Source organism: Aeromonas sp. TS_SC_11 (genome assembly GCF_057318915.1).
On sequence record NZ_CM170470.1, the window covers coordinates 1,772,501 to 1,793,032 of the forward strand.

The window sequence follows — 20,532 nt, forward strand, 5'->3', positions numbered from 1 at the left end:
GAAATCGAGTAGGGCGGGACACGTGACATCCTGTCTGAATATGGGGGGACCATCCTCCAAGGCTAAATACTCCTGACTGACCGATAGTGAACCAGTACCGTGAGGGAAAGGCGAAAAGAACCCCTGTGAGGGGAGTGAAATAGAACCTGAAACCGTGTACGTACAAGCAGTGGGAGCCCTTCGGGGTGACTGCGTACCTTTTGTATAATGGGTCAGCGACTTACATTTTGTAGCGAGGTTAACCGTATAGGGGAGCCGTAGGGAAACCGAGTCTTAACTGGGCGTCTAGTTGCAAGGTGTAGACCCGAAACCGGGTGATCTAGCCATGGGCAGGTTGAAGGTTGAGTAACATCAACTGGAGGACCGAACCCACTAACGTTGCAAAGTTAGGGGATGACCTGTGGCTGGGGGTGAAAGGCCAATCAAACTCGGAGATAGCTGGTTCTCCCCGAAAGCTATTTAGGTAGCGCCTCGGACGAATACTACTGGGGGTAGAGCACTGTTTGGACTAGGGGGTCATCCCGACTTACCAACTCCATGCAAACTCCGAATACCAGTAAGTAATATCCGGGAGACACACGGCGGGTGCTAACGTCCGTCGTGAAGAGGGAAACAACCCAGACCGCCGGCTAAGGTCCCAAAGTTCTGGTTAAGTGGGAAACGATGTGGGAAGGCTCAGACAGCTAGGATGTTGGCTTAGAAGCAGCCATCATTTAAAGAAAGCGTAATAGCTCACTAGTCGAGTCGGCCTGCGCGGAAGATGTAACGGGGCTCAAACCAGGCACCGAAGCCGCGGATTCATACTTATGTATGAGTGGTAGGGGAGCGTTCTGTAAGTCTGCGAAGGTGTATCGAGAGGTATGCTGGAGATATCAGAAGTGCGAATGCTGACGTAAGTAACGATAAAGGGGGTGAAAAGCCTCCTCGCCGGAAGACCAAGGGTTCCTGTCCAACGTTAATCGGGGCAGGGTGAGTCGACCCCTAAGGTGAGGCCGAAAGGCGTAATCGATGGGAAGCAGGTTAATATTCCTGCACGACTTGTAATTGCGATGGGGGGACGGAGAAGGCTAGGTGGGCCAGGCGACGGTTGTCCTGGTGAAAGTGCGTAGGTGGTGTTTCTAGGCAAATCCGGAGACACAACACTGAGACACGAGACGAAGCCACTACGGTGGTGAAGCCATTGATGCCCTGCTTCCAGGAAAAGCCTCTAAGCTTCAGATTACAAGTCATCGTACCCCAAACCGACACAGGTGGTCGGGTAGAGAATACCAAGGCGCTTGAGAGAACTCGGGTGAAGGAACTAGGCAAAATAGAACCGTAACTTCGGGAGAAGGTTCGCTCTTGACAGTGAAGTCCCTTGCGGATGGAGCAGTTGGGAGTCGCAGTGACCAGATGGCTGGGACTGTTTATCAAAAACACAGCACTCTGCAAACACGAAAGTGGACGTATAGGGTGTGACACCTGCCCGGTGCCGGAAGGTTAATTGATGGGGTTAGCGCAAGCGAAGCTCTTGATCGAAGCCCCGGTAAACGGCGGCCGTAACTATAACGGTCCTAAGGTAGCGAAATTCCTTGTCGGGTAAGTTCCGACCTGCACGAATGGTGTAACCATGGCCATGCTGTCTCCACCCGAGACTCAGTGAAATCGAATTCGCCGTGAAGATGCGGTGTACCCGCGGCTAGACGGAAAGACCCCGTGAACCTTTACTACAGCTTGGCACTGAACATTGAACCTACATGTGTAGGATAGGTGGGAGGCTTTGAAGGCGTGACGCCAGTTGCGCTGGAGCCGTCCTTGAAATACCACCCTTGTATGTTTGATGTTCTAACGCAGGGCCCTGAATCGGGCTCGCGGACAGTGCCTGGTGGGTAGTTTGACTGGGGCGGTCTCCTCCCAAAGAGTAACGGAGGAGCACGAAGGTTGGCTAATCCTGGTCGGACATCAGGAGGTTAGTGCAATGGCATAAGCCAGCTTAACTGCGAGACGGACAGGTCGAGCAGGTACGAAAGTAGGTCATAGTGATCCGGTGGTTCTGAATGGAAGGGCCATCGCTCAACGGATAAAAGGTACTCCGGGGATAACAGGCTGATACCGCCCAAGAGTTCATATCGACGGCGGTGTTTGGCACCTCGATGTCGGCTCATCACATCCTGGGGCTGAAGTCGGTCCCAAGGGTATGGCTGTTCGCCATTTAAAGTGGTACGCGAGCTGGGTTCAGAACGTCGTGAGACAGTTCGGTCCCTATCTGCCGTGGGCGTTGGATGATTGAAGGGAGTTGCTCCTAGTACGAGAGGACCGGAGTGAACGAACCTCTGGTGTTCGGGTTGTCACGCCAGTGGCACTGCCCGGTAGCTAAGTTCGGAATCGATAACCGCTGAAAGCATCTAAGCGGGAAGCGAGCCCTGAGATGAGTCATCCCTGACCCCTTGAGGGTCCTAAAGGGCCGTTGGAGACCACAACGTTGATAGGTGGGGTGTGTAAGCGCGGCGACGTGTTGAGCTAACCCATACTAATTACCCGTGAGGCTTAACCATACAACACCCAAGAAGTGTTCTAAGGCTTGTAGCAAATCGAAGAACTACTACCTAATTCAGTGATAGCGACCAGCCAATAGGCAAATCGTTATTCACGTCAGCTTTCTGGATTGAAGAATTTGCCTGGCGGCCATAGCGCCGTGGAACCACCTGATCCCATGCCGAACTCAGAAGTGAAACGCGGTAGCGCCGATGGTAGTGTGGCATTCGCCATGCGAGAGTAGGACACTGCCAGGCACCCAATTAAACAGTTGTGCAGACATTGCATGATTGGCCGAGAGGATGACACCTCTGATAAGCGGCAAAAGATTTAGCGAAAAGCTAGCCAAATAGCGGAGCGGTAGTTCAGTTGGTTAGAATACCGGCCTGTCACGCCGGGGGTCGCGGGTTCGAGTCCCGTCCGCTCCGCCACTAATTCGAAGGCCTTCCCAATCGGGAAGGCCTTTTTGCTTTTTGGCATTTGCGAACGGGATAAGGAAGCAAGGGGCAGCAGACAGGGCTGCGACTTGCCACTGGCAACTCGGTTCCTGCCTGCAGTCCCTTGTGCTTGAGCTGGACTGCGTCCATCTCCCCGTCCGCTCCGCCAGTAAATTGAGAAGCCCAGTCGAAAGACTGGGCTTTTTTTCGTCTGTTTTTTGCCAATTTGCATCACAGCCAAGCTCCAATACAACAAGGCTTTCCCGCTTGGGAGGGCCTTTTGTAGTTCGGCTCTGGGGCTCACTTGCTTGTAGTACCTGCTGAGCTGTGGGCTCTATGCAGGCTGATTTGAAGAGGCTTTGCGGCATACAATGCACTTTGGTTTCAAATGGGAGGTGGCCTCTATGTTTTGCCCGCGCTGTGGTATCGAATCGCTGCAAAAACGCAGCGAGAAAGAGTTTGCCTGTGGTTGTGGTTTCCACTATTTCCAGAATGTGGCGTCGGCCGTGATGGTGGCGCTTTGCTGGCAGGATGAAGTGCTGGTTGCGGTGCGAGGGCGGGAGCCTGGCAAAGGACTGCTGGATCTGCCCGGTGGTTTCGTCGATCCTGGTGAGTCGCTGGAGGCCGCATTGGTTAGGGAGCTGAAAGAGGAACTGGGGCTGGATCTGGGGAGAGAGGCGCCTCGCTATCTAGGCTCCTTTGCCAACGTCTACCCCTATGACGATGTTGTCTATCACACCTGCGATACCGTCTTCATGCTGGAGTTGGCTCACAAGCCCGCCGTTACCGCGGCCGATGATGTGGCCGCTTGTGAGTGGCGAAAGTTGAGTGAGATCTACCCCGCCGAGTTTGCCTTTTGCTCCACCGCTGCTGCCATCACCCAACTGCAACGCTTGCGGGGGGTTAGCGGCTGATCCACTGTCCCTGGAGCCGCGAACTAGGGCAGCGAGAATGCTGAGCATGAATGGCTAGCCCGGCAGGGAGAGGGTGACTATCAAACCGCCGTTATCGCCGTTTCTGGCCTCGACCCGGCCGCCCTGTGCCTGAATGGCTTTACGGGTGATGGCGAGCCCCAGCCCATAGCCCTTGCCTGCAGAAGGGGACCCGATCCGCACGAAGGGATCGAACATGCTGGAGAGCTTGGTCTCGTCCACCCCCATGCCCTGATCAGCCACCTCGATGGAGAACTCTCCCCCTTGCCTGTGCAGGGTCAGGGTGATGGATTGACCCGGGTGAGAGAAGCGCAGGGCATTGCGCACCACATTGTCGAGCGCGCGGCGGATAAGCTCAGCCTGACCACAGATAGTGTGGTCCACCGCCTCATCCACCAGTTGCCTAATCTCGACACCCATATGCTGCGCCTCGTAGCGGGCATCGCTCACCACAGCCTCAACCAGGGCTTGCAGATCGTAATACTCCTCACAGTCCCGTTCGCCGTGGCTGGCGCGGGTGAGGGTGAGCAGTTCGCCGATCATCTTGTCCATTCGATGGGTTTCAAGCTGGATCCGCGCCAGGGATCCCTCGATCCTTGCCGGATCCTGCTGGGCCAGACCTATGGCCAGTTGCAGCCGGGCGAGGGGAGATCGCAGCTCGTGGGAGACGTCGTGCAGCAGCTGTTCACGGCTCTCGACCAGCAGTTGCAACCGCTCGGCCATGGCATCGAAGTCACGGGCCGCCTCGCTGATCTCGTCGTGGCGTCGTCGCATCAGAGGATAGAGACGCACGCCCAGATCACCCTGGGCGAGACGCTCGAATCCCTGCCGAAACTGGTTCATGGGGCGGGTCAGATGCCAGGCGAGCAGGGCGCTGAAGAAGAGACCGCCGAGGCCGCCTATCCACCACATGGGCGGAGGCATGTTGAGCCAGTCGTTGCGTCGCGGCGGCGGTGTCAGTCGTTGCTGCAGGCCGGACGTGTCGTAACCGAGCCAGTAACGCTGGCCATCGGCTCCTTTGACAGTGCGGGTAAGCAGATGGGGGAAAGGGGATTGGGCGGCGTCACTCTGCTGGATATGCAGAAGCGGGCGTTCCTCGGTGGGCCAGCTGGTCGTCAGGGTGTTCAGGGTGGCGGGCCCCTTTTCTTGCAGCAGGGTCGCCGCCGAGTTCAGTTGCCGCCCGGCCAGCTGCCGCGTCATTCTCTCCTCTGGCGGCCCTTCATGGCTGTAGAGACTGAAAGCGACCCACAGCAGCTGGCTCATCATTATGATGGTGAACCAGAAGCCGAACAGTATCTTCCAGAACAGGTGGCCCTTGAGGATCATGTCAGCCGGTATCCTATGCTGCGCACCGTCTCTATGCCGATGGCCTCACCCGCCAGCGCCTGCAGCTTCTGGCGGATATTGCAGATGTGCACGTCGACGCTGCGATCATAGGGCTCGCGCGGGCGGCCCAGCCCGTGCAGGGAGAGTTCATCCTTGCTGACCACCCGCTCCGGCGCCCGCAGCAGCAGTTCCAGCAGATTGAATTCCGTGGCGGTCAGCTCCAGTGGCTCGCTTTGCCAGTGACACTGGCGAGTAGCGGGGGAGAGGGTCAGTTCCGCCAGACGCAAACCGTCCCCCCTGCCTGCTGGCGCCGGTGCAGGTTCGACTCGTCGCAGCACGGCCCTCAGCCTGGCGACCAGCTCTCTGGGGTAACAAGGCTTGGGCACATAGTCGTCGGCCCCCATCTCCAGTCCGATCACCCGGTCGATGTTGTCCCCCTTGGCGGTGAGCATGATGACGGGGATCTTGCTGTCGTGGCGGATCTGGCGCAGTACCTCGCTGCCGTTGATATCGGGCAGCATGATGTCGAGCACCACGGCCACATAGTTGCCGGAAAGAGCGTGTTGCACACCGCTCTTTCCTGTCAGCACATGGGTGGTGACAAAGCCTTCGCCGCCCAGGTATTCACTCAGCATGGTGCCAAGCTCCAGGTCATCGTCCACCAACAGGATCTTCATTGCTCTTCTCCCTCTCGAGTCGTCGCCATTTTCCCGTGTCTGCATGCGGCTGGCAGCTGCTTTTACGCAATCCTTACACTGCCCTGCAGGAGGCTTAACCGGGCATTGGGGTACATTGCGCTGGCTTGTTTCATCCAAGGATATCCCCGATGACCCGTACCCGTCTCTTCGTTGTCCGTCTGCTGCTGCCAGCCCTCTTGCTGATTGCGGTGGGCTGGTTTTTCAGCGCGACCGGTGCGACGCCGGTGGCCTCCTATATCACAGCCACCGCCGAGCGGCGCGATCTGGAGCAGAGCGTGCTGGCTGACGGTACCCTGCAGGCCCAGAAGCTGGTGAGTGTGGGGGCGCAGGTCTCCGGCCAGATCAAGGTCTTGCACGTTGCGCTCGGGGATCAGGTTAAGCAGGGCGATCTGCTGGTCGAGATCGACGATCTCACCCAGCAGAACGCCCTCAAGGATGCCGAGGCCGCCCTCGACAATGTGCAGGCCCAGCTGGCCTCGCATCGGGCGACCCTGCGCAACAATGGGCTGGTGTTCGATCGTCAGCGCAAGGTGCTGGCTCGGGGGCTAGGTAGCCAGGCCGACTATGACAGCGCAGAGGCGACCCTGATCGCCACTCGCGCCGATATCCGGGCGCTGACTGCGCAGGCGGTGCAGGCCCGCATCGCCGTGGATACCGCCAGAGTCAATCTGGGCTATACCCGCATCGTCGCCCCCATGGCGGGCACCATAGTGGCCATTCCGGTGGAGCAGGGACAGACGGTCAATGCGGTGCAGAGTACCCCGACCATCGTCAAGGTGGCGCGGCTCGACACCATGACGGTGGAGGCCCAGATCTCGGAGGCGGACGTGATCAGGGTGAGCACGGGCCTGCCCATCTACTTCACCATACTGGGGGCGCCCGAGCACCGTTACGAGGCCAGGTTGCGCGCCATCGAGCCCGCGCCGGACTCCATCAATGATGACACCAGCAGTTCGACCACCACAGCCGTCTATTACAACGGCCTGTTCGAAGTGAGCAATCCGGAAGGTGCCCTGCGCATCGGTATGACGGCTCAGGTACACCTGGTGCTGGCGACCGAGCGCAATGCGCTGGTGATCCCGGCCATCGCCCTGAGCGGTGACAGGGTGCAGGTGGTGGATGGTGCGGGCAAGCTGCAGTGGCGGCAGGTGAAAGTGGGCCTCAACAACAAGGTTGATGCCCAGATCCTGAGCGGCCTCGAGGCGGGGGAATCCGTGGTGGTGAGCCAGTTGACGGCCCAGAACCAGCAGAGCGGGCGCATGGGCCCGCCCATGGGGATGTGATCATGACCCAGCCACTGCTGCAACTGAGCGGGATCCAGCGTCACTTCGGCGAGGGGGATCAGCGGGTACAGGTGCTCAAGGGGATTGACCTGACCATAGAGAAGGGGGAGATGGTGGCCATCGTCGGTGCCTCCGGCTCCGGCAAATCGACCCTGCTCAACATTCTGGGTTGCCTCGACCAGCCGAGTGACGGTCATTACCGGGTTGCCGGTCAGGAGACCAGCAAGCTGGCCGCGGATCAACTGGCGGCGCTGCGCCGCGAGCATTTCGGTTTCATCTTCCAGCGCTACCACCTGCTGGGGGATCTCAGTGCCCGCGACAATGTGGCGTTGCCAGCCATTTATGCCGGTCTGGCTGCCGGTGAGCGACAGGTCAGGGCTGAGACGCTGCTGCGCAGGTTGGGGCTGGGTACGCGGCTCGACTACAAGCCGAGCCAGCTCTCCGGTGGCCAGCAGCAGCGAGTCAGCATAGCCCGTGCCCTCATCAACGGTGGTCAGGTGATATTGGCGGATGAACCGACTGGCGCGCTCGACAGCCACAGTGGCACAGAGGTGCTCGGCATACTGCATGCCTTGCATGAGCAGGGTCACACCCTGGTGATAGTGACCCATGACATGAGCATTGCCGAGCAGGCCGAGCGCATCATAGAGCTCAAGGACGGGGAAGTGGTTGCCGATCGCCGCCGCGTGCCGGCATCTGACTCCCAACCTTTCCAGGATAAACCCCGGCCTGGCCGCTCTGCATGGGGTGGCGGGCTGGACAGGTTTGCCTCTGCCTTCAGGATGGCGCTGCGGGCCATGCAGGCTCAGCGGATGCGCACCTTCCTCACCATGCTCGGCATCATCATAGGTATCGCCTCCGTGGTTTCCGTGGTGGCGCTGGGGCGCGGTTCCCAGCAACAGGTGCTGGCCAACATCAATGCCATGGGCACCAGCACACTGGAGATCTTTCCCGGCAGCGGCTTCGGGGATAGGCGTGCCGAGGCGATCCAGACCTTGCGGACCGAGGATGCCGATGCCCTGGCCGGGCTCGATTATGTTCACAGCGTGACCCCCAGTCTGGCGACCAGCACCACGCTGCGCCGGGGCAGTCAGGCGGTCTCCGGCACGGTAAACGGGGTGGGGGATCAGTTCTTTCAGGTGCGCGGCTATCGGGTGTTGCAGGGCATGTTGTTCGATGCCGGCAGCGTGGCCAGTCTGGCGCAGGAGGTGGTGATAGACGCGAACAGCCGGGATCGACTGTTCGATGCGGGGGAATCACCACTCGGGCAGGTGATCCTGCTGGGCAAGCTGCCGTGCCGGGTGATCGGTGTGGTGGCCCGCAATCAGAGCGGCTTTGGCAGCGACGAGAACCTCAATGTCTGGATCCCCCACACCACGGCCATGAAGCGGATGCTGGGTCAGAGCTATCTGCGCAGCATCAGCGTGCGGGTGCAGGGTGAGGTTTCCCTGGCCGCCGCCGAGGATGGTCTCAGCCGGCTGCTGCGCCAGCGCCATGGCAGCCAGGATTTCTTCGTGCTCAACACCGACAGCATCCGTCAGGCCATCACCAGCACCACTGCCACCATGACGCTGCTGGTTGCCATGATAGCGCTCATCTCCCTGGTGGTGGGCGGCATAGGGGTGATGAACATCATGCTGGTGTCGGTGACGGAGCGTACTCGCGAGATAGGTGTGCGGATGGCGGTAGGCGCCAGGGCCAGCGACATCATGCAGCAGTTTCTTATCGAGGCTGTGCTGGTCTGCCTGCTGGGGGGCGCCGCCGGAGTGCTGCTCTCCCTGCTGGTCGGCGTCTTGTTCGAGCACTTCAGCAGCCAGTTTGCCATGCGTTACTCCGCAAGCGCCGTGCTGTCTGCCTTCTTCTGCTCGAGCCTGATCGGCGTGCTGTTCGGTTTTTTCCCGGCTCGCCGGGCGGCGAGGATGGATCCCATCCATGCACTTGAGCGGGAGTAACCAGACTTTCGGCGCCTTTGTGCGCCAACTCATTCGCATCCGGGGGCGGGAGCTCATCCCTCTTCAACCTCCGGGTGCGGATTGGCCGGACGGCATGGACTGCCAGTCTGGCAAGCCTGAACTGTGTCATTGACGTGACACGCCCTGCTCTGCGCAGGTTTTTCAACCGGGCCCTGTGCCCGGTTTTTTTACGCCCTCCTTTGCCGTATTGAGGGGGATGCGATGGACGCGGCTCTTTGTTAACCTGCCTGTTTCACCCGAACCGCAGGGAGCTGCATCGATGCGATCCATTGTCAGCCTGCTGGCTTTGTCACTGCTGTGTGCTTGCAGCAGCCACTCAACCCGAGAGGATGTCATGTCAGGGAAAGAGCGCCTTCACTACCCCGTCACCCGCCAGAGCGATCAGGTGGATCACTACTTCGGTCACGCCGTGGCCGACCCCTATCGCTGGCTGGAAGACGACCGCAGCGCTGAGACCGAGGCCTGGGTCAAGGCCCAGAACAGTGTCACCCGGGATTATCTGGCACGTATTCCGTTTCGCGATGCCATCAAGGACAAACTGGCCGCCTCCTGGAACTACGCCAAGGAGGGGGCGCCGTTTCGCGAGGGGCGCTACCACTACTTCTTCAAGAACGACGGCCTGCAGAACCAGAACGTGCTGTGGCGCCAGCAGGAGGGCAAACCCGCCGAGGTGTTTCTCGATCCCAACCGCTTGAGCCCCGACGGCACCACGGCGCTGGATCAGCTGAGCTTCTCCCGGGACGGCCGCATCCTGGCCTATTCCTTGTCCCTGGCCGGCAGCGACTGGCGCGAGATCCACCTGATGGACGTGGAGAGCAAACAGCCCCTTGAGGCCCCCCTCAAGGACGTGAAGTTCAGCGGCATCAGCTGGCTGGGCAACGAGGGCTTCTTCTACTCCAGCTACGACAAACCCGATGGCAGCGAGCTGTCGGCCAGGACGGATCAGCACAAGCTCTACTTCCACCGGCTCGGCACGGCGCAGCAGGATGACCGCCTGGTGTTCGGTGCCATCCCGGCCCAGCAGCACCGCTACGTGGGGGCAACCGTGACCGAAGATGATCGCTACCTGCTCATCTCGGCGGCGAACTCCACCTCCGGCAACCGCCTCTATGTGAAGGACCTGAGCGAGGAGAAGGCGCCGCTGCTGACGGTGCAGGGGGAGCTGGATGCGGACGTGAGCCTGGTGGACAACAAGGGCAGCACGCTTTACTTGCTGACCAATCGGGATGCCCCCAACCGCCGGCTGGTGACGGTGGATGCGGGCAACCCCGGCCCCGCCCGCTGGCGTGACCTTATCCCCGAGCGCCAGCAGGTGCTGACGGTGCACAGCGGCAGCGGCTATCTGTTTGCCGAATACATGGTGGATGCCACCGCCCGGGTCGAGCAGTTCGACCATGACGGCACACGGATTCGCGAGGTGGCGCTGCCTGGTCTTGGCAGCGTCAGCGGCTTCAACGGCAAGCAGGATGATCCCGCCCTCTACTTCGGTTTCGAGAACTACGCCCAGCCGCCAACCCTCTACCAGTTCGAGCCAAAGAGCGGGGCCATCAGCCTCTATCGCGCCTCGGCGGCCCCCTTCAAGCCCGAGGAGTATGTCTCAGAGCAGCGCTTCTACCAGAGCAAGGATGGCACCCGGGTACCGCTCATCATCAGCTACCGCAAGGGGCTGAAACTCGATGGCAGCAATCCCACCATCCTCTATGGCTATGGCGGTTTTGACGTGAGCCTGACCCCGAGCTTCAGCGTGGCGGTCGCCAACTGGCTGGATCTGGGAGGCGTCTATGCGGTGGCCAACCTGCGGGGCGGCGGCGAGTATGGTCAGGCCTGGCACCTGGCGGGCACCCAGATGAACAAGCAGAACGTGTTCGACGACTTTATCGCCGCGGCCGAATACCTGAAGGCCGAAGGCTATACCTCCAGCGACAGGCTGGCTGTGCGGGGTGGTTCCAACGGCGGTCTGCTGGTGGGGGCCGTCATGACCCAGCGGCCGGATCTGATGCGTGTTGCCTTGCCTGCGGTGGGGGTGCTCGACATGCTGCGCTATCACACCTTTACCGCCGGGGCTGGCTGGGCCTACGACTACGGTACCAGCGCCGACAGCGAGGCCATGTTCGACTACCTGAAGGGCTACTCACCGCTGCACAGCGTGCGGGCCGGTGTCAGCTACCCCTCTACCATGGTGACCACGGCGGATCACGACGACCGTGTGGTGCCAGCCCACTCCTTCAAGTTTGCCGCCACCTTGCAGGCCGACAATGTTGGGCCCAACCCCCAGCTCATTCGCATCGAGACCAATGCCGGGCATGGAGCAGGCACGCCGGTGGCCAAGCTGATCGAGCAGAGCGCGGACATCTACGCCTTCACCTTGTATGAGATGGGCTACCGGCAGTTGCCGCGTTAACCCTGACCCATGCGAGATGGGCTACTGGCCGTTGCCGACCAGACCATGACATAAGGGCCCTGCGGGGCCCTTTTCTTGTGGCCGGTGATTGTGCTCCCATGTCGCGACCATCCCTGTCTCGCCATTCTCCCGTTTTGGGTGGAGGGGGCCATCTGCCCCGTCCCCGGTGGTATAGTCAGCCACAGGATCAGCATTCAAGGAGTCCATCGTGAAGAAGATCATTTACATCTTGCTGGGGCTGGCATTGGCCGCCCTGGTAGTCATCACAGCCCTGGTCAAGCTGATTGACCCCAATGAGTTCAAGCCACAACTGGTGGAGCAGGTACGCAAGAGTACAGGCCGCGAGCTGGTGATGGAGGGGGATATCGGCTGGCGTTTCTGGCCGAGTCTGGGTCTCTCCCTCGAGCGGGTGGCGCTTCGCAACCAGGCTGGTTTTGCCGAGCCGGATCTGGTGCGCTTCGAGCGGGGGGATGCCTCGGTCGCCGTGTTGCCCCTGCTCTCCCATCGACTGGACATTGGCGAGGTGACCCTGACCGGTGCCCATCTGTTTATCCAGACCAGGGCCGATGGCAGCTCAAACCTGAACGATCTCATCAAGACGCCTGAGGCGGCAAAGGACAGCGAGCCCGCGCCAGGTGGCCAGAGCCAGCCTCCAGCGAGCAATGGCCAGACCTGGCAGATCACTTTGCAGGGTGTGGTGCTGGAGCAGGCCAGCGCTCTGGTGCAGGACGATCGCAACGGCACTCTCTCCCGGCTCGATCAGCTCGATCTCGCTCTCGGCCAGCTGACGCCGGGTCAGTGGGTGCCGGTGACCCTGGCCGCCAAGGGGGCGCAAGGCAAGCTTGCCTTCGATATCAAGGGGGAAGGAGAGGTCAAGCTGGCACAGGATACGTTGGCCAGCGAGCTGAAAAACCTGAGTCTGAGCGGCAGCCTCAGCCAGCCGCAACAGCGGCTGGATAGCTTCTCGATCAAGGCCGATCGGCTGGCACTGGGAGAGTGGAGCAGCCTCACCCTGAACCTGCAAGGCGCCCAGCTGGAAGGTGACCAACCGATTCTGGCCGGCTCGCTGGAGGGAACCCTCAAGGCGCGAGTAGACAAGGGTTTGCAACTGGTCGAAGTCTCGGATGCGAAGCTGGCGGCCAATCTGCAAGGTAAAGCACTGCCACGCCCGCAGATGAACCTCAAACTGGCTGGGTTTGCCCGCGCCGAGCTGGATCAGCAGAAGATCACCCTGAGCAAGCTGGTGATGAGCGCCGACGATGCCCTGCTCCGTGGTGAAGGGGCGGTGCGACTCGGTGCCGTGCCCAAGATTGAATTTGATCTCAAGGGCGACAAGCTGGATCTCGACAGCTGGCTCGGCGAACCGGCAATGGTCAAGGCAGCCGCTCCGGCGCAGCCCGCTGCGGCGAAAGCGGATGATAAAGGCGCAGTGCCCGCCAAGGCTGCCAAGGGACTCTCGACGGTAGAACCGGACCTGAGCGCGCTCAAGGCATTCGATCTTGCCGGGCGCTTGCAGCTTGATAGCCTGCGGTTGAAGGGGCTGGACTTGAGCGCCGTCGATCTGCAACTTGCCCTGGCCGGTGGCCAGCTCACCCTCAAGCAATTCAGTGCCGGTGTGGCCGGTGGTCAGGTGACCGCCGAGGGTGCAATAGATGCGCGTCAGCAACCAGCCCGTTATCAGGTACACAAACGGGTGCAAGGGGTGAATGTGCGCCCGCTGCTGCAAACCCTGGCCCAGAGCGATCTGCTGGAAGGCAAGGGGGATCTCGAGGTACAGGTGCAGGGCACTGGACTGTCTGAGCAGGCGCTGCGCGACAAGATGCAGGGCAAGGTGAGCCTCAAGTTGAGCGATGGTGCCCTGCATGGCATCAACCTGGCGGAGATGATCCGCGAGGCGCGAGCCACTCTGACCGGCAAGGGGACAGATCAGGTCAAGGAGGCACGCAAGACCGACTTCAGCGCCCTCACCGCCAGCTTCCAGTTGGCGAACGGCGTGGCGCGCAGCGACGATATCCAGCTGTTCGCCCCGGCACTGCGAGTGCGGGGCCAGGGTCAGACGGCATTGGTGCCCCAAACCCTCGATTTTCTGTTCCTCACCTCCATAGTGGAGAGCAGCAAGGGCCAGGGGGGCAAGGGGGTGGATGAGCTGAAGGACATCACAATACCGGTACGCATCGGCGGCCACTGGCAGGCCCCTACCTATCGGCTGGATGTGAAAGAGCTGCTCACCAACAACAAGGTGCTGGAGGAGAAGGCCCGCAAGGAGGCCGAGCGCGGTCTCAAGAAGCTGTTGGGTGACAAGGCTGACAACGACGCTGTCAAAGGGGTGGCCGATCAGCTGCTCAAGGGGCTGTTCAAGTAGCAACTCCTTCCTGTTATTGCCATTCAGAGCCCGCCCCGTGCGGGCTCTTTGCTGCCGCTTGTCCATGCGTCGGAGGGCAGGCGGCAAGAGAGCCATGGCTGCTTCTGGTTAAAAATGGGGATGTACCCTTGTCCCAAAGGTGATATCACTGTTGTTTTGCCAAGGAGTAGATGAATTGAGTCGAAGTGAAGTAGTGAGAGAGATATCCCATCCAGACTGGCCTCTGGTCTGGCAGATCTATGGCAGCAGCTTTCCGCACTACGAGCAACGCCAGCCGCAACATCAGCAGGCCAAGATGGCGGATCCTCACTTTCACTGTCAGCTCTTTTATCAAGGCGACTTGCTGCTCGGCTTTATCTTCTGGTGGGCCTGCGGCGAGCAGATCTATATCGAGCATCTGGCCATCAATCCGGCCCTGCGCGGCCAGAACCATGGCTCCCGCCTGCTTGCTGACTTCTGCGAGACGGCTGGGCGCTCCGTTATCCTGGAGATTGATCCGCCAGAGGATGAGATTGCCATCCGGCGGCTGCGCTTCTACCAGTCGCTGGGCTTTTGTCTCAACGACCATGACCATGTGCATCCGCCCTATCATCCTGACTATCAGGGGCATGAGCTGCGGGTGTTGAGCTACCCAAGTCCCATCAACCTCTATGAGTACCAGCAGTTCAACCGGATGCTGGTGGCGCGGGTGATGGACCATGGCGTGACTGCCTGACCGGCATCCTGGTTTGCCCGCTATCGGCTAGTATCGGAGACCGGCAATCAGGGTGAAGAACAAGGAGGTTCAATGAACAGGAATGTGCTGATCACGGGCGGCAGCCGTGGGATAGGGGCGGCCACTGCCCGCTATCTGGCGGGGCAGGGTTATCATCTCTGCATCAACTATCGCCATGACTGGCAGGCTGCCGAGACGCTGGTGGCACAGATCCGGGCACAACATCCGGTATCCTGCATAGCGGTGCAGGCGGATGTCAGCGTCGAGGCCGAGGTGGTGCGCCTGTTCGAGGAGATGGACGAGCGGCTCGGGGTGATCACCCATCTGGTCAACAACGCCGGTATCTTGCAGCCACAGATGAAGGTGCTGGAGATGAGCGCCGAGCGCATCAACAAGACACTGACCACCAATGTGACCGGCTATTTTCTCTGCTGCCGTGAGGCGGTGCGCCGCATGACGGCGGGCTGCGCCATCGTCAATGTTTCCTCGGCTGCTGCTCGTCTGGGCTCGGCGGGTGAATACGTGGATTATGCCGCTTCCAAGGGGGCCATAGACGTGCTGACCAAAGGCTTGTCGCTGGAGGTGGCGGCGCAGGGGATCCGGGTCAACGGGGTACGCCCTGGCTTTATCTACACAGAGATGCATGCCGACGGCGGTGAACCCGACCGGGTGGAGAGGGTGAAAAACCAGATCCCGCTGCAGCGGGGCGGACAGCCAGCCGAGGTGGCCGCCGCCATTGCCTGGCTGCTGTCTGACGAAGCCTCCTACGCCACCGGCACCTTTATCGATCTTGCCGGGGGGCGATAGCACAGGCCGTGCGGATGGTGGTTGCAACAAGGGGCGCTGAAGCGCCCCTTTTCATTGATCCAGCCGAGCCTTGTTTCACTCCCCCAACAGCCGTTGCCAGACCGCTCCGTTCGGTCAGCAACTGGTTTTCACCCACCTTGCGGGAAGTCTCCGGGAGATTGCGGTGATGACCCGGGTGGCGGATCTCCAGATAGGCGTGTTTCAGCCCTTTCGTCTGCTCCTGGGGGATGCCCCCCATGACAAACTCGGTCATCGCCCTAAATGGGACGGGCTCGTACCAGCAGCCTGCCGGTACTGCTCACAGGCGCAGGTAGAACGGGCGGCTGTCGATGGCTCGTGCCCGTCTTTGTCGCTGTCGGGGTTGCCGCCGTGCAAGAACACCAGACCCGAGCCGTAGCCGAGCGCGATACCGCCGATCTTGCCATAAGCCACCACGGCGAAACCGCGTTGGTCTCTCACAGCCACTTTGGGCGAGAGTTTGCTCATCTTGGTCCAGCGGCCTGATTGACCACCAGGGCATCAGTCGTGGCGCTCTCATACAGGGTTTGCAGGCTTCACTGCTCAGCTTGAAGCCCAATAAGTGCGCCCGTTTTTCAGTGAATTGCCATTTAGTTGAACGATGGGAGCTAGCTTTGATTTTCAATATGAAAAACTCGATAGATGTAGAATTGCTGCTGTAACGATTCAGCTTGTTGTGTTTTACAATTTTTGAGATTTTCAGCCTTGGCTTGCTCGCCACAGGTGGCATCGTTAGCGAAATTCAAGGGTAAAAACGGAAAAAGTGCTACTTAAATCACACATTGAAAATCATTTTGTGAAAATCGTCTTTCATTGTGAAAGTATTGGGTTGCTGGGGTCGCACGCTATCAAGGAAGCAGCCAAACCCCCGTCACACAGCTGAAGTCATCCACATTCTGTGTGCCCTTATCAACCACTGGAGTTACTTGAGGACTACACCATGGATATCATTATTCATGCAGCGGAATGGTTCATTGGACTGTTCCATAAAGGAGGTGAGGTATTTGTCGGCATGATGACTGGCATTCTTCCCTTGCTCATATCCCTGATGATCGCAATGAATGCCTTGATTGCATTCATTGGTCAGGAGCGGGTGGAGCGTTTGGCCGCAAAAAGCGCTGGCAATCCCATTTCCAGATATTTGATACTGCCGGTCATTGGCACATTTGTTTTTATGAACCCGATGACCCTCAGTTTGGGGCGCTTTCTGCCTGAACGATATAAACCATCTTATTATGCAGCAGCCTCCTACAGTTGCCATTCAATGAATGGTCTATTTCCTCATGTTAATCCTGGTGAGCTGTTCGTTTATCTTGGTATCGCAAGTGGGCTGACTCAGCTTGGTTTGCCATTGGCACCTTTGGCCATGAGTTATTTATTGGTTGGCATGATAAGTAATTTCTTCCGCGGCTGGGTAACAGATTTGACGACGGCATTTGTTGAGCGTCAGCAAGGGATTTATCTTAGTGGCGAAGTCAATATTAAAGTCACTGCTTAGGTTCACTCAGGAGTTTCATCATGGATAATGTACTCTATATAACAAAAGGCGCTTCGGGTTGGGGTGGTCCACTGATTGTGCCGATCAAGCCTGGCAATAAAATTCTGTATATCACGGCAGGTACCCGCCCCGATATTGTTGACAGAATGGTAGAATTGTCCGGCATGGAGGCAGTGGATGGCTTCAAGTCTTCTGTGCCCGAGGAAGAGATCGCAGTCGTCATCATCGATTGTGGTGGTACGCTGCGGTGTGGTCTCTATCCTAAAAAGAAAATTCCTACTGTGAATATTCATTCCACCGGTAAAAGCGGGCCAATGGCACAGTTTATCGTTGAGGACATTTATGTTTCCGGAGTCACGCCTGATAGTATCAGGTTGCAAAATGCCAGCGGGGATGTGTCTACAGAGGCAGCCCCACAGACCTTGGTTCAGAATGCAGAAAAACCTCAATACGACAGTAGCAAAAAACTGAGTGAGCAAAGTGACAGCTTGCTTGCAAAAATAGGGATTGGCATGGGCGGGGTCATGGCAACCTTCTTTCAGGCTGGCCGGGAAACCATCAACACTGTCATCAACTCCATTATTCCCTTCATGGCATTTGTATCAATGTTGATTGGGGTAATACTGGCTTCTGGAATCGGTGATGTGATAGCGCATGCACTTATTCCGCTAGCTCAGAATCCGGTTGGTCTAATCATACTGGCACTTATTTGCTCTTTTCCGTTTCTATCTCCCTTTCTTGGGCCAGGGGCCGTTATTGCACAAGTCATTGGTGTCTTGGTAGGAACCCAGATCGGTTTGGGTAACATACCGCCTCATCTGGCATTGCCCGCTCTGTTTGCTATCAACGCCCAGGCTGCTTGTGACTTCATACCGGTTGGGTTGAGCCTGGCAGAGGCAAAACCAGACACGGTACAGGTTGGTGTCCCATCGGTACTTTATTCCCGTTTTCTAACGGGAGCACCTACGGTTGCTTTTGCCTGGTTTATTTCATTTTTCATTTATCAGTAATCACGTTTGTAGAGAAGGACACAGACAATGCTCTATCGGACGCAAGTAACTAAAATTGGGGAATTCGCAACAGAATCACTCAATGAAAATATGATGATTATCTTCAATGATAATGCACCAAAGGATGTCGCTGACTATTGTTTCATTCATCCAGATGCCGAGTTGAATGGTGAAATTCTGGTTGGTGGACAATTTTTATTAGGCGCAATCAGCTATCCCATTACGGCGGTTGGCTGTGTAGTAAGCCACAACCTTGATGCATTGGGTCATATTACCATTCGATTTGATGGCGCTTCAGAGGCTGAATATCCGGGGACTGTCCATGTCAATGGCACATGCCCAAAGGCTCTGGAGATTGGCACAGAAATCATATTTACATCGAATCACTGAAAACTCACACCCCCTCTACACATTATTGAGTTTGGTCGCTCTGATGTAGAGGAGGGTGAGATACAACCTTGGGAGAATAACATGTCTAAAGTAGCGCTGATAGTTGGTAGCGGTAAAAGCCTGGGAGCTTTTCTGGCCAAAGGGTTGGCTGATGATGGCTATCGTGTGGTCGTCGCCGATCTGGATGGCGAGGCTGCCCGGAAAACAGCGGATGAAGTGGCTCATGACCATGGTGCAGAAAGTGTCATGTCGATTCAGGCCAATGCCATTCAGGAAGAAGATGTCATCCGTATGGTAAACGCCATTGATGAGCGCTTCGGTCGTATCGATCTGCTGGTATACAATGCGGGAACGGCTACCGCCGCCAAGATCGACAGCTTTCCTCTCGCTGATTGGCATCGCTCACTGGATATCAACCTGACGGGTTATTTCCTTTGTGCGAAAGAAGTGGCGCGGATCATGATACGGGAGTCTCACGGTGGTCGTATCATCCAGATAAACTCCAAATCTGGCAAAGTGGGTTCCAAGCATAACTCGGCTTATTCAGCTGCAAAGTTTGGTGGCATAGGGCTGACGCAATCTCTGGCTCTGGATCTGGCAGAGCACAACATCACAGTGCATTCACTGATGTTGGGGAATTTGCTCAAGAGTCCCATGTTCCAATCGCTAAAACCCCAGTATGCGGTAAAACTCGGCATTCCAGAGGATCAGGTGGAACAGGCTTATATCGACAAAGTTCCCCTCAAACGTGGCTGTGACTTTCAAGATGTACTCAATGTGTTGAAATTCTATGCCAGCGACAATGCTTCTTACTGTACTGGCCAGTCCATCAATATTACTGGTGGTCAGGTCATGTTTTAAGTCCATCATGGCTTGTCACCAGATATTTCGGCAGTGCATGAGGCACTGCCGTTTCACTTTGTTTTCGTCAGTGAGGTAACTAATGGATACGGTAAATGCCTTGATTTTTGTTGCATTGACTGCATGGATTTTGCAAATGGTCTTGGGATTTTTCCAATTAAAATCTTTCAACCGTATATTGCAGGATCTGAGCCGAAAGGGAGTGGTCAGGATAGGCCGGACAGCTTCCCGTTGGCGGCCACGCACCCTGGTGGTACTCGTCCATGATGCAGAAGGCGTGATCCTTGATGCTCGCCTGATGAAAGGGATCAGCACCTTTACACGCCCCAAGCCACTAACCGCGTTGTTGCACGCCAGTTTGCCCCTGAGTGAGCAGGATGTGACTGGGTTATCTCCCTCCATCCGGGAGGCGATAGCGTGCGCTTTATCAACTAAGTGACGTTTTTCCTGTACATTTGTTTTCATTTTGAAAAAATGGAGGTAGATTCCTGAACTGGTCAGACTTTTAATCACTGTGAGAATCCTGAATGTCTATAGAAACTCGACGCGATATGCTGGTTCGTTATCTACGTGAAAATGGCAGAACGTCAGTGAAGGAGCTGGCTGACTATTTCAACATCACAGGAGCCACAGTTCGTAGCGATCTTCGCTTTCTGGAGCAGGCACAGCTGGTGATGAGGCGGTATGGCGGGGCGGAGGCATTCAATGGTGCCGCTCTGGAAGACCGTACCATGGACGAGAAAACCACGCTCAATTTGAACATCAAGCAGCGTATCGGGGCCAAGGCTGCCAGCCTTGTGCAAAATGGTGAGTCAATCGTGCTCGACAGTGGCAGTACCACCTTGCAGATGGTGCCCTGGCTGGCTGAACATGTCGGACTCAAGCTGATGACCAACAGCCTGCACATCATGAATGAAGCGGCAGCCCTTGAGAGCTCCCTGACATTGCTGATGCCAGGCGGTACCTATCGCAAACGCTCCGCTTCCTTTCATGGCAAGTCGGCCGAGCAGGCTTTTCGGGACTTCACCTTCGACAAACTCTTTATCGGCGCCGATGGTTTTGATGTTGAACAGGGGATCACCACCTTCAACGAGGCATATCAGGTGAGCCAGGCCATGTGCCAGTCAGCGAAAAAGATCATAGTGGTGACCGACTCCTGCAAATTTGGCCAGCGAACCCCCAACGTGGTCGTGCCGATCGACAAGATAGACATCATCATTACTGACCCCGGGATTAGCGATGCGGACCGTCAGGCACTGGAACGACAGGGTATCGAGATCTTGCTGGTTTGACGCCCGATCCAGGGT

General features: G+C 57.8%; 15 protein-coding genes, 1 tRNA gene, 2 rRNA genes and 1 pseudogene (1 of these 19 running past the window's edge). 16 read left to right on the top strand and 3 right to left on the bottom strand.

Annotated features, from left to right (window positions below; all coding sequences use genetic code 11):
* From AC1P02_RS08410 to AC1P02_RS08425, 4 genes are all read left to right on the top strand, one after another.
* Positions 1 to 2,534 (top strand): 23S ribosomal RNA (locus AC1P02_RS08410) (it extends 356 nt beyond the left edge of the window).
* 122 nt (positions 2,535 to 2,656) lie between these two features.
* A 5S ribosomal RNA gene (gene rrf, locus AC1P02_RS08415) occupies positions 2,657 to 2,771 on the top strand.
* A gap of 97 nt (positions 2,772 to 2,868) precedes the next feature.
* Positions 2,869 to 2,945, top strand: a tRNA-Asp gene (locus AC1P02_RS08420).
* Positions 2,946 to 3,355: 410 nt separating this feature from the next.
* On the top strand, positions 3,356 to 3,865 hold the full coding sequence (locus AC1P02_RS08425) for an NUDIX hydrolase (RefSeq protein ID WP_485184941.1): 510 nt from the start codon (positions 3,356 to 3,358) through the stop codon (positions 3,863 to 3,865).
* A 54-nt stretch (positions 3,866 to 3,919) separates the two neighbouring features.
* On the opposite strand, the gene AC1P02_RS08430 is transcribed toward AC1P02_RS08425, so the two are convergent.
* Together AC1P02_RS08430 and AC1P02_RS08435 are read right to left on the bottom strand one after the other, a co-directional pair.
* Positions 3,920 to 5,209, bottom strand: coding sequence for a HAMP domain-containing sensor histidine kinase (locus tag AC1P02_RS08430; protein ID WP_485184943.1), 1,290 nt, complete (start codon positions 5,207 to 5,209; stop codon positions 3,920 to 3,922).
* Positions 5,206 to 5,886 carry a response regulator transcription factor gene (locus tag AC1P02_RS08435; protein WP_485184945.1) on the bottom strand — a complete coding sequence of 227 codons (681 nt, stop codon included), beginning with the start codon at positions 5,884 to 5,886 and terminating at the stop codon, positions 5,206 to 5,208. Before AC1P02_RS08435 ends, AC1P02_RS08430 begins: the two co-directional genes overlap by 4 nt.
* A gap of 149 nt (positions 5,887 to 6,035) precedes the next feature.
* Between AC1P02_RS08435 and AC1P02_RS08440 the strand changes: the two genes are divergently transcribed.
* The 6 genes from AC1P02_RS08440 (at position 6,036) to AC1P02_RS08465 (ending at position 15,448) form a co-directional block, all read left to right on the top strand.
* A complete protein-coding gene (locus AC1P02_RS08440) occupies positions 6,036 to 7,190 on the top strand; it encodes an efflux RND transporter periplasmic adaptor subunit (protein WP_485184947.1) in 1,155 nt (384 codons plus the stop codon).
* Between the two features lie 2 nt (positions 7,191 to 7,192).
* Entirely contained in the window at positions 7,193 to 9,142 is a 1,950-nt protein-coding gene (locus AC1P02_RS08445) for a MacB family efflux pump subunit (protein ID WP_485184949.1), read from the top strand.
* A 280-nt stretch (positions 9,143 to 9,422) separates the two neighbouring features.
* The gene (locus AC1P02_RS08450) at positions 9,423 to 11,564 is read left to right on the top strand and encodes a prolyl oligopeptidase family serine peptidase (protein WP_485184951.1); all 2,142 of its coding nucleotides are present in this window, start codon (positions 9,423 to 9,425) and stop codon (positions 11,562 to 11,564) included.
* Positions 11,565 to 11,772: 208 nt separating this feature from the next.
* On the top strand, positions 11,773 to 13,926 hold the full coding sequence (locus tag AC1P02_RS08455; protein ID WP_485184953.1) for an AsmA family protein: 2,154 nt from the start codon (positions 11,773 to 11,775) through the stop codon (positions 13,924 to 13,926).
* A 175-nt stretch (positions 13,927 to 14,101) separates the two neighbouring features.
* Entirely contained in the window at positions 14,102 to 14,641 is a 540-nt protein-coding gene (locus AC1P02_RS08460) for a GNAT family N-acetyltransferase (RefSeq protein WP_290044837.1), read from the top strand.
* A gap of 72 nt (positions 14,642 to 14,713) precedes the next feature.
* A complete protein-coding gene (locus AC1P02_RS08465; protein ID WP_485184955.1) occupies positions 14,714 to 15,448 on the top strand; it encodes an SDR family oxidoreductase in 735 nt (244 codons plus the stop codon).
* 301 nt (positions 15,449 to 15,749) lie between these two features.
* Here the strand turns inward: AC1P02_RS08465 and AC1P02_RS08470 are convergent.
* Positions 15,750 to 15,999: pseudogene (locus AC1P02_RS08470) on the bottom strand (hypothetical protein); the annotation flags it as partial.
* A gap of 407 nt (positions 16,000 to 16,406) precedes the next feature.
* On the opposite strand from AC1P02_RS08470, the gene srlA reads away from it, so the two are divergent.
* The 6 genes from srlA (at position 16,407) to srlR (ending at position 20,517) form a co-directional block, all read left to right on the top strand.
* Entirely contained in the window at positions 16,407 to 16,964 is a 558-nt protein-coding gene (gene srlA, locus AC1P02_RS08475) for a PTS glucitol/sorbitol transporter subunit IIC (RefSeq protein ID WP_005318636.1), read from the top strand.
* A 20-nt stretch (positions 16,965 to 16,984) separates the two neighbouring features.
* Positions 16,985 to 17,974: a PTS glucitol/sorbitol transporter subunit IIB gene (srlE, locus tag AC1P02_RS08480; protein WP_485184957.1), complete on the top strand. Its 990-nt coding sequence runs from the start codon at positions 16,985 to 16,987 to the stop codon at positions 17,972 to 17,974.
* Between the two features lie 27 nt (positions 17,975 to 18,001).
* Complete coding sequence (locus AC1P02_RS08485; protein ID WP_159165369.1) at positions 18,002 to 18,364, top strand: PTS glucitol/sorbitol transporter subunit IIA; 363 nt, start codon at positions 18,002 to 18,004, stop codon at positions 18,362 to 18,364.
* Between the two features lie 81 nt (positions 18,365 to 18,445).
* Positions 18,446 to 19,225, top strand: coding sequence for a sorbitol-6-phosphate dehydrogenase (srlD, locus tag AC1P02_RS08490; RefSeq protein WP_485184960.1), 780 nt, complete (start codon positions 18,446 to 18,448; stop codon positions 19,223 to 19,225).
* An 82-nt stretch (positions 19,226 to 19,307) separates the two neighbouring features.
* Complete coding sequence (locus tag AC1P02_RS08495; RefSeq protein WP_485184962.1) at positions 19,308 to 19,664, top strand: transcriptional regulator GutM; 357 nt, start codon at positions 19,308 to 19,310, stop codon at positions 19,662 to 19,664.
* An 88-nt stretch (positions 19,665 to 19,752) separates the two neighbouring features.
* Complete coding sequence (gene srlR, locus AC1P02_RS08500; RefSeq protein WP_034523807.1) at positions 19,753 to 20,517, top strand: glucitol operon DNA-binding transcriptional repressor SrlR; 765 nt, start codon at positions 19,753 to 19,755, stop codon at positions 20,515 to 20,517.
* The last annotated feature ends 15 nt before the right edge of the window (positions 20,518 to 20,532 follow it).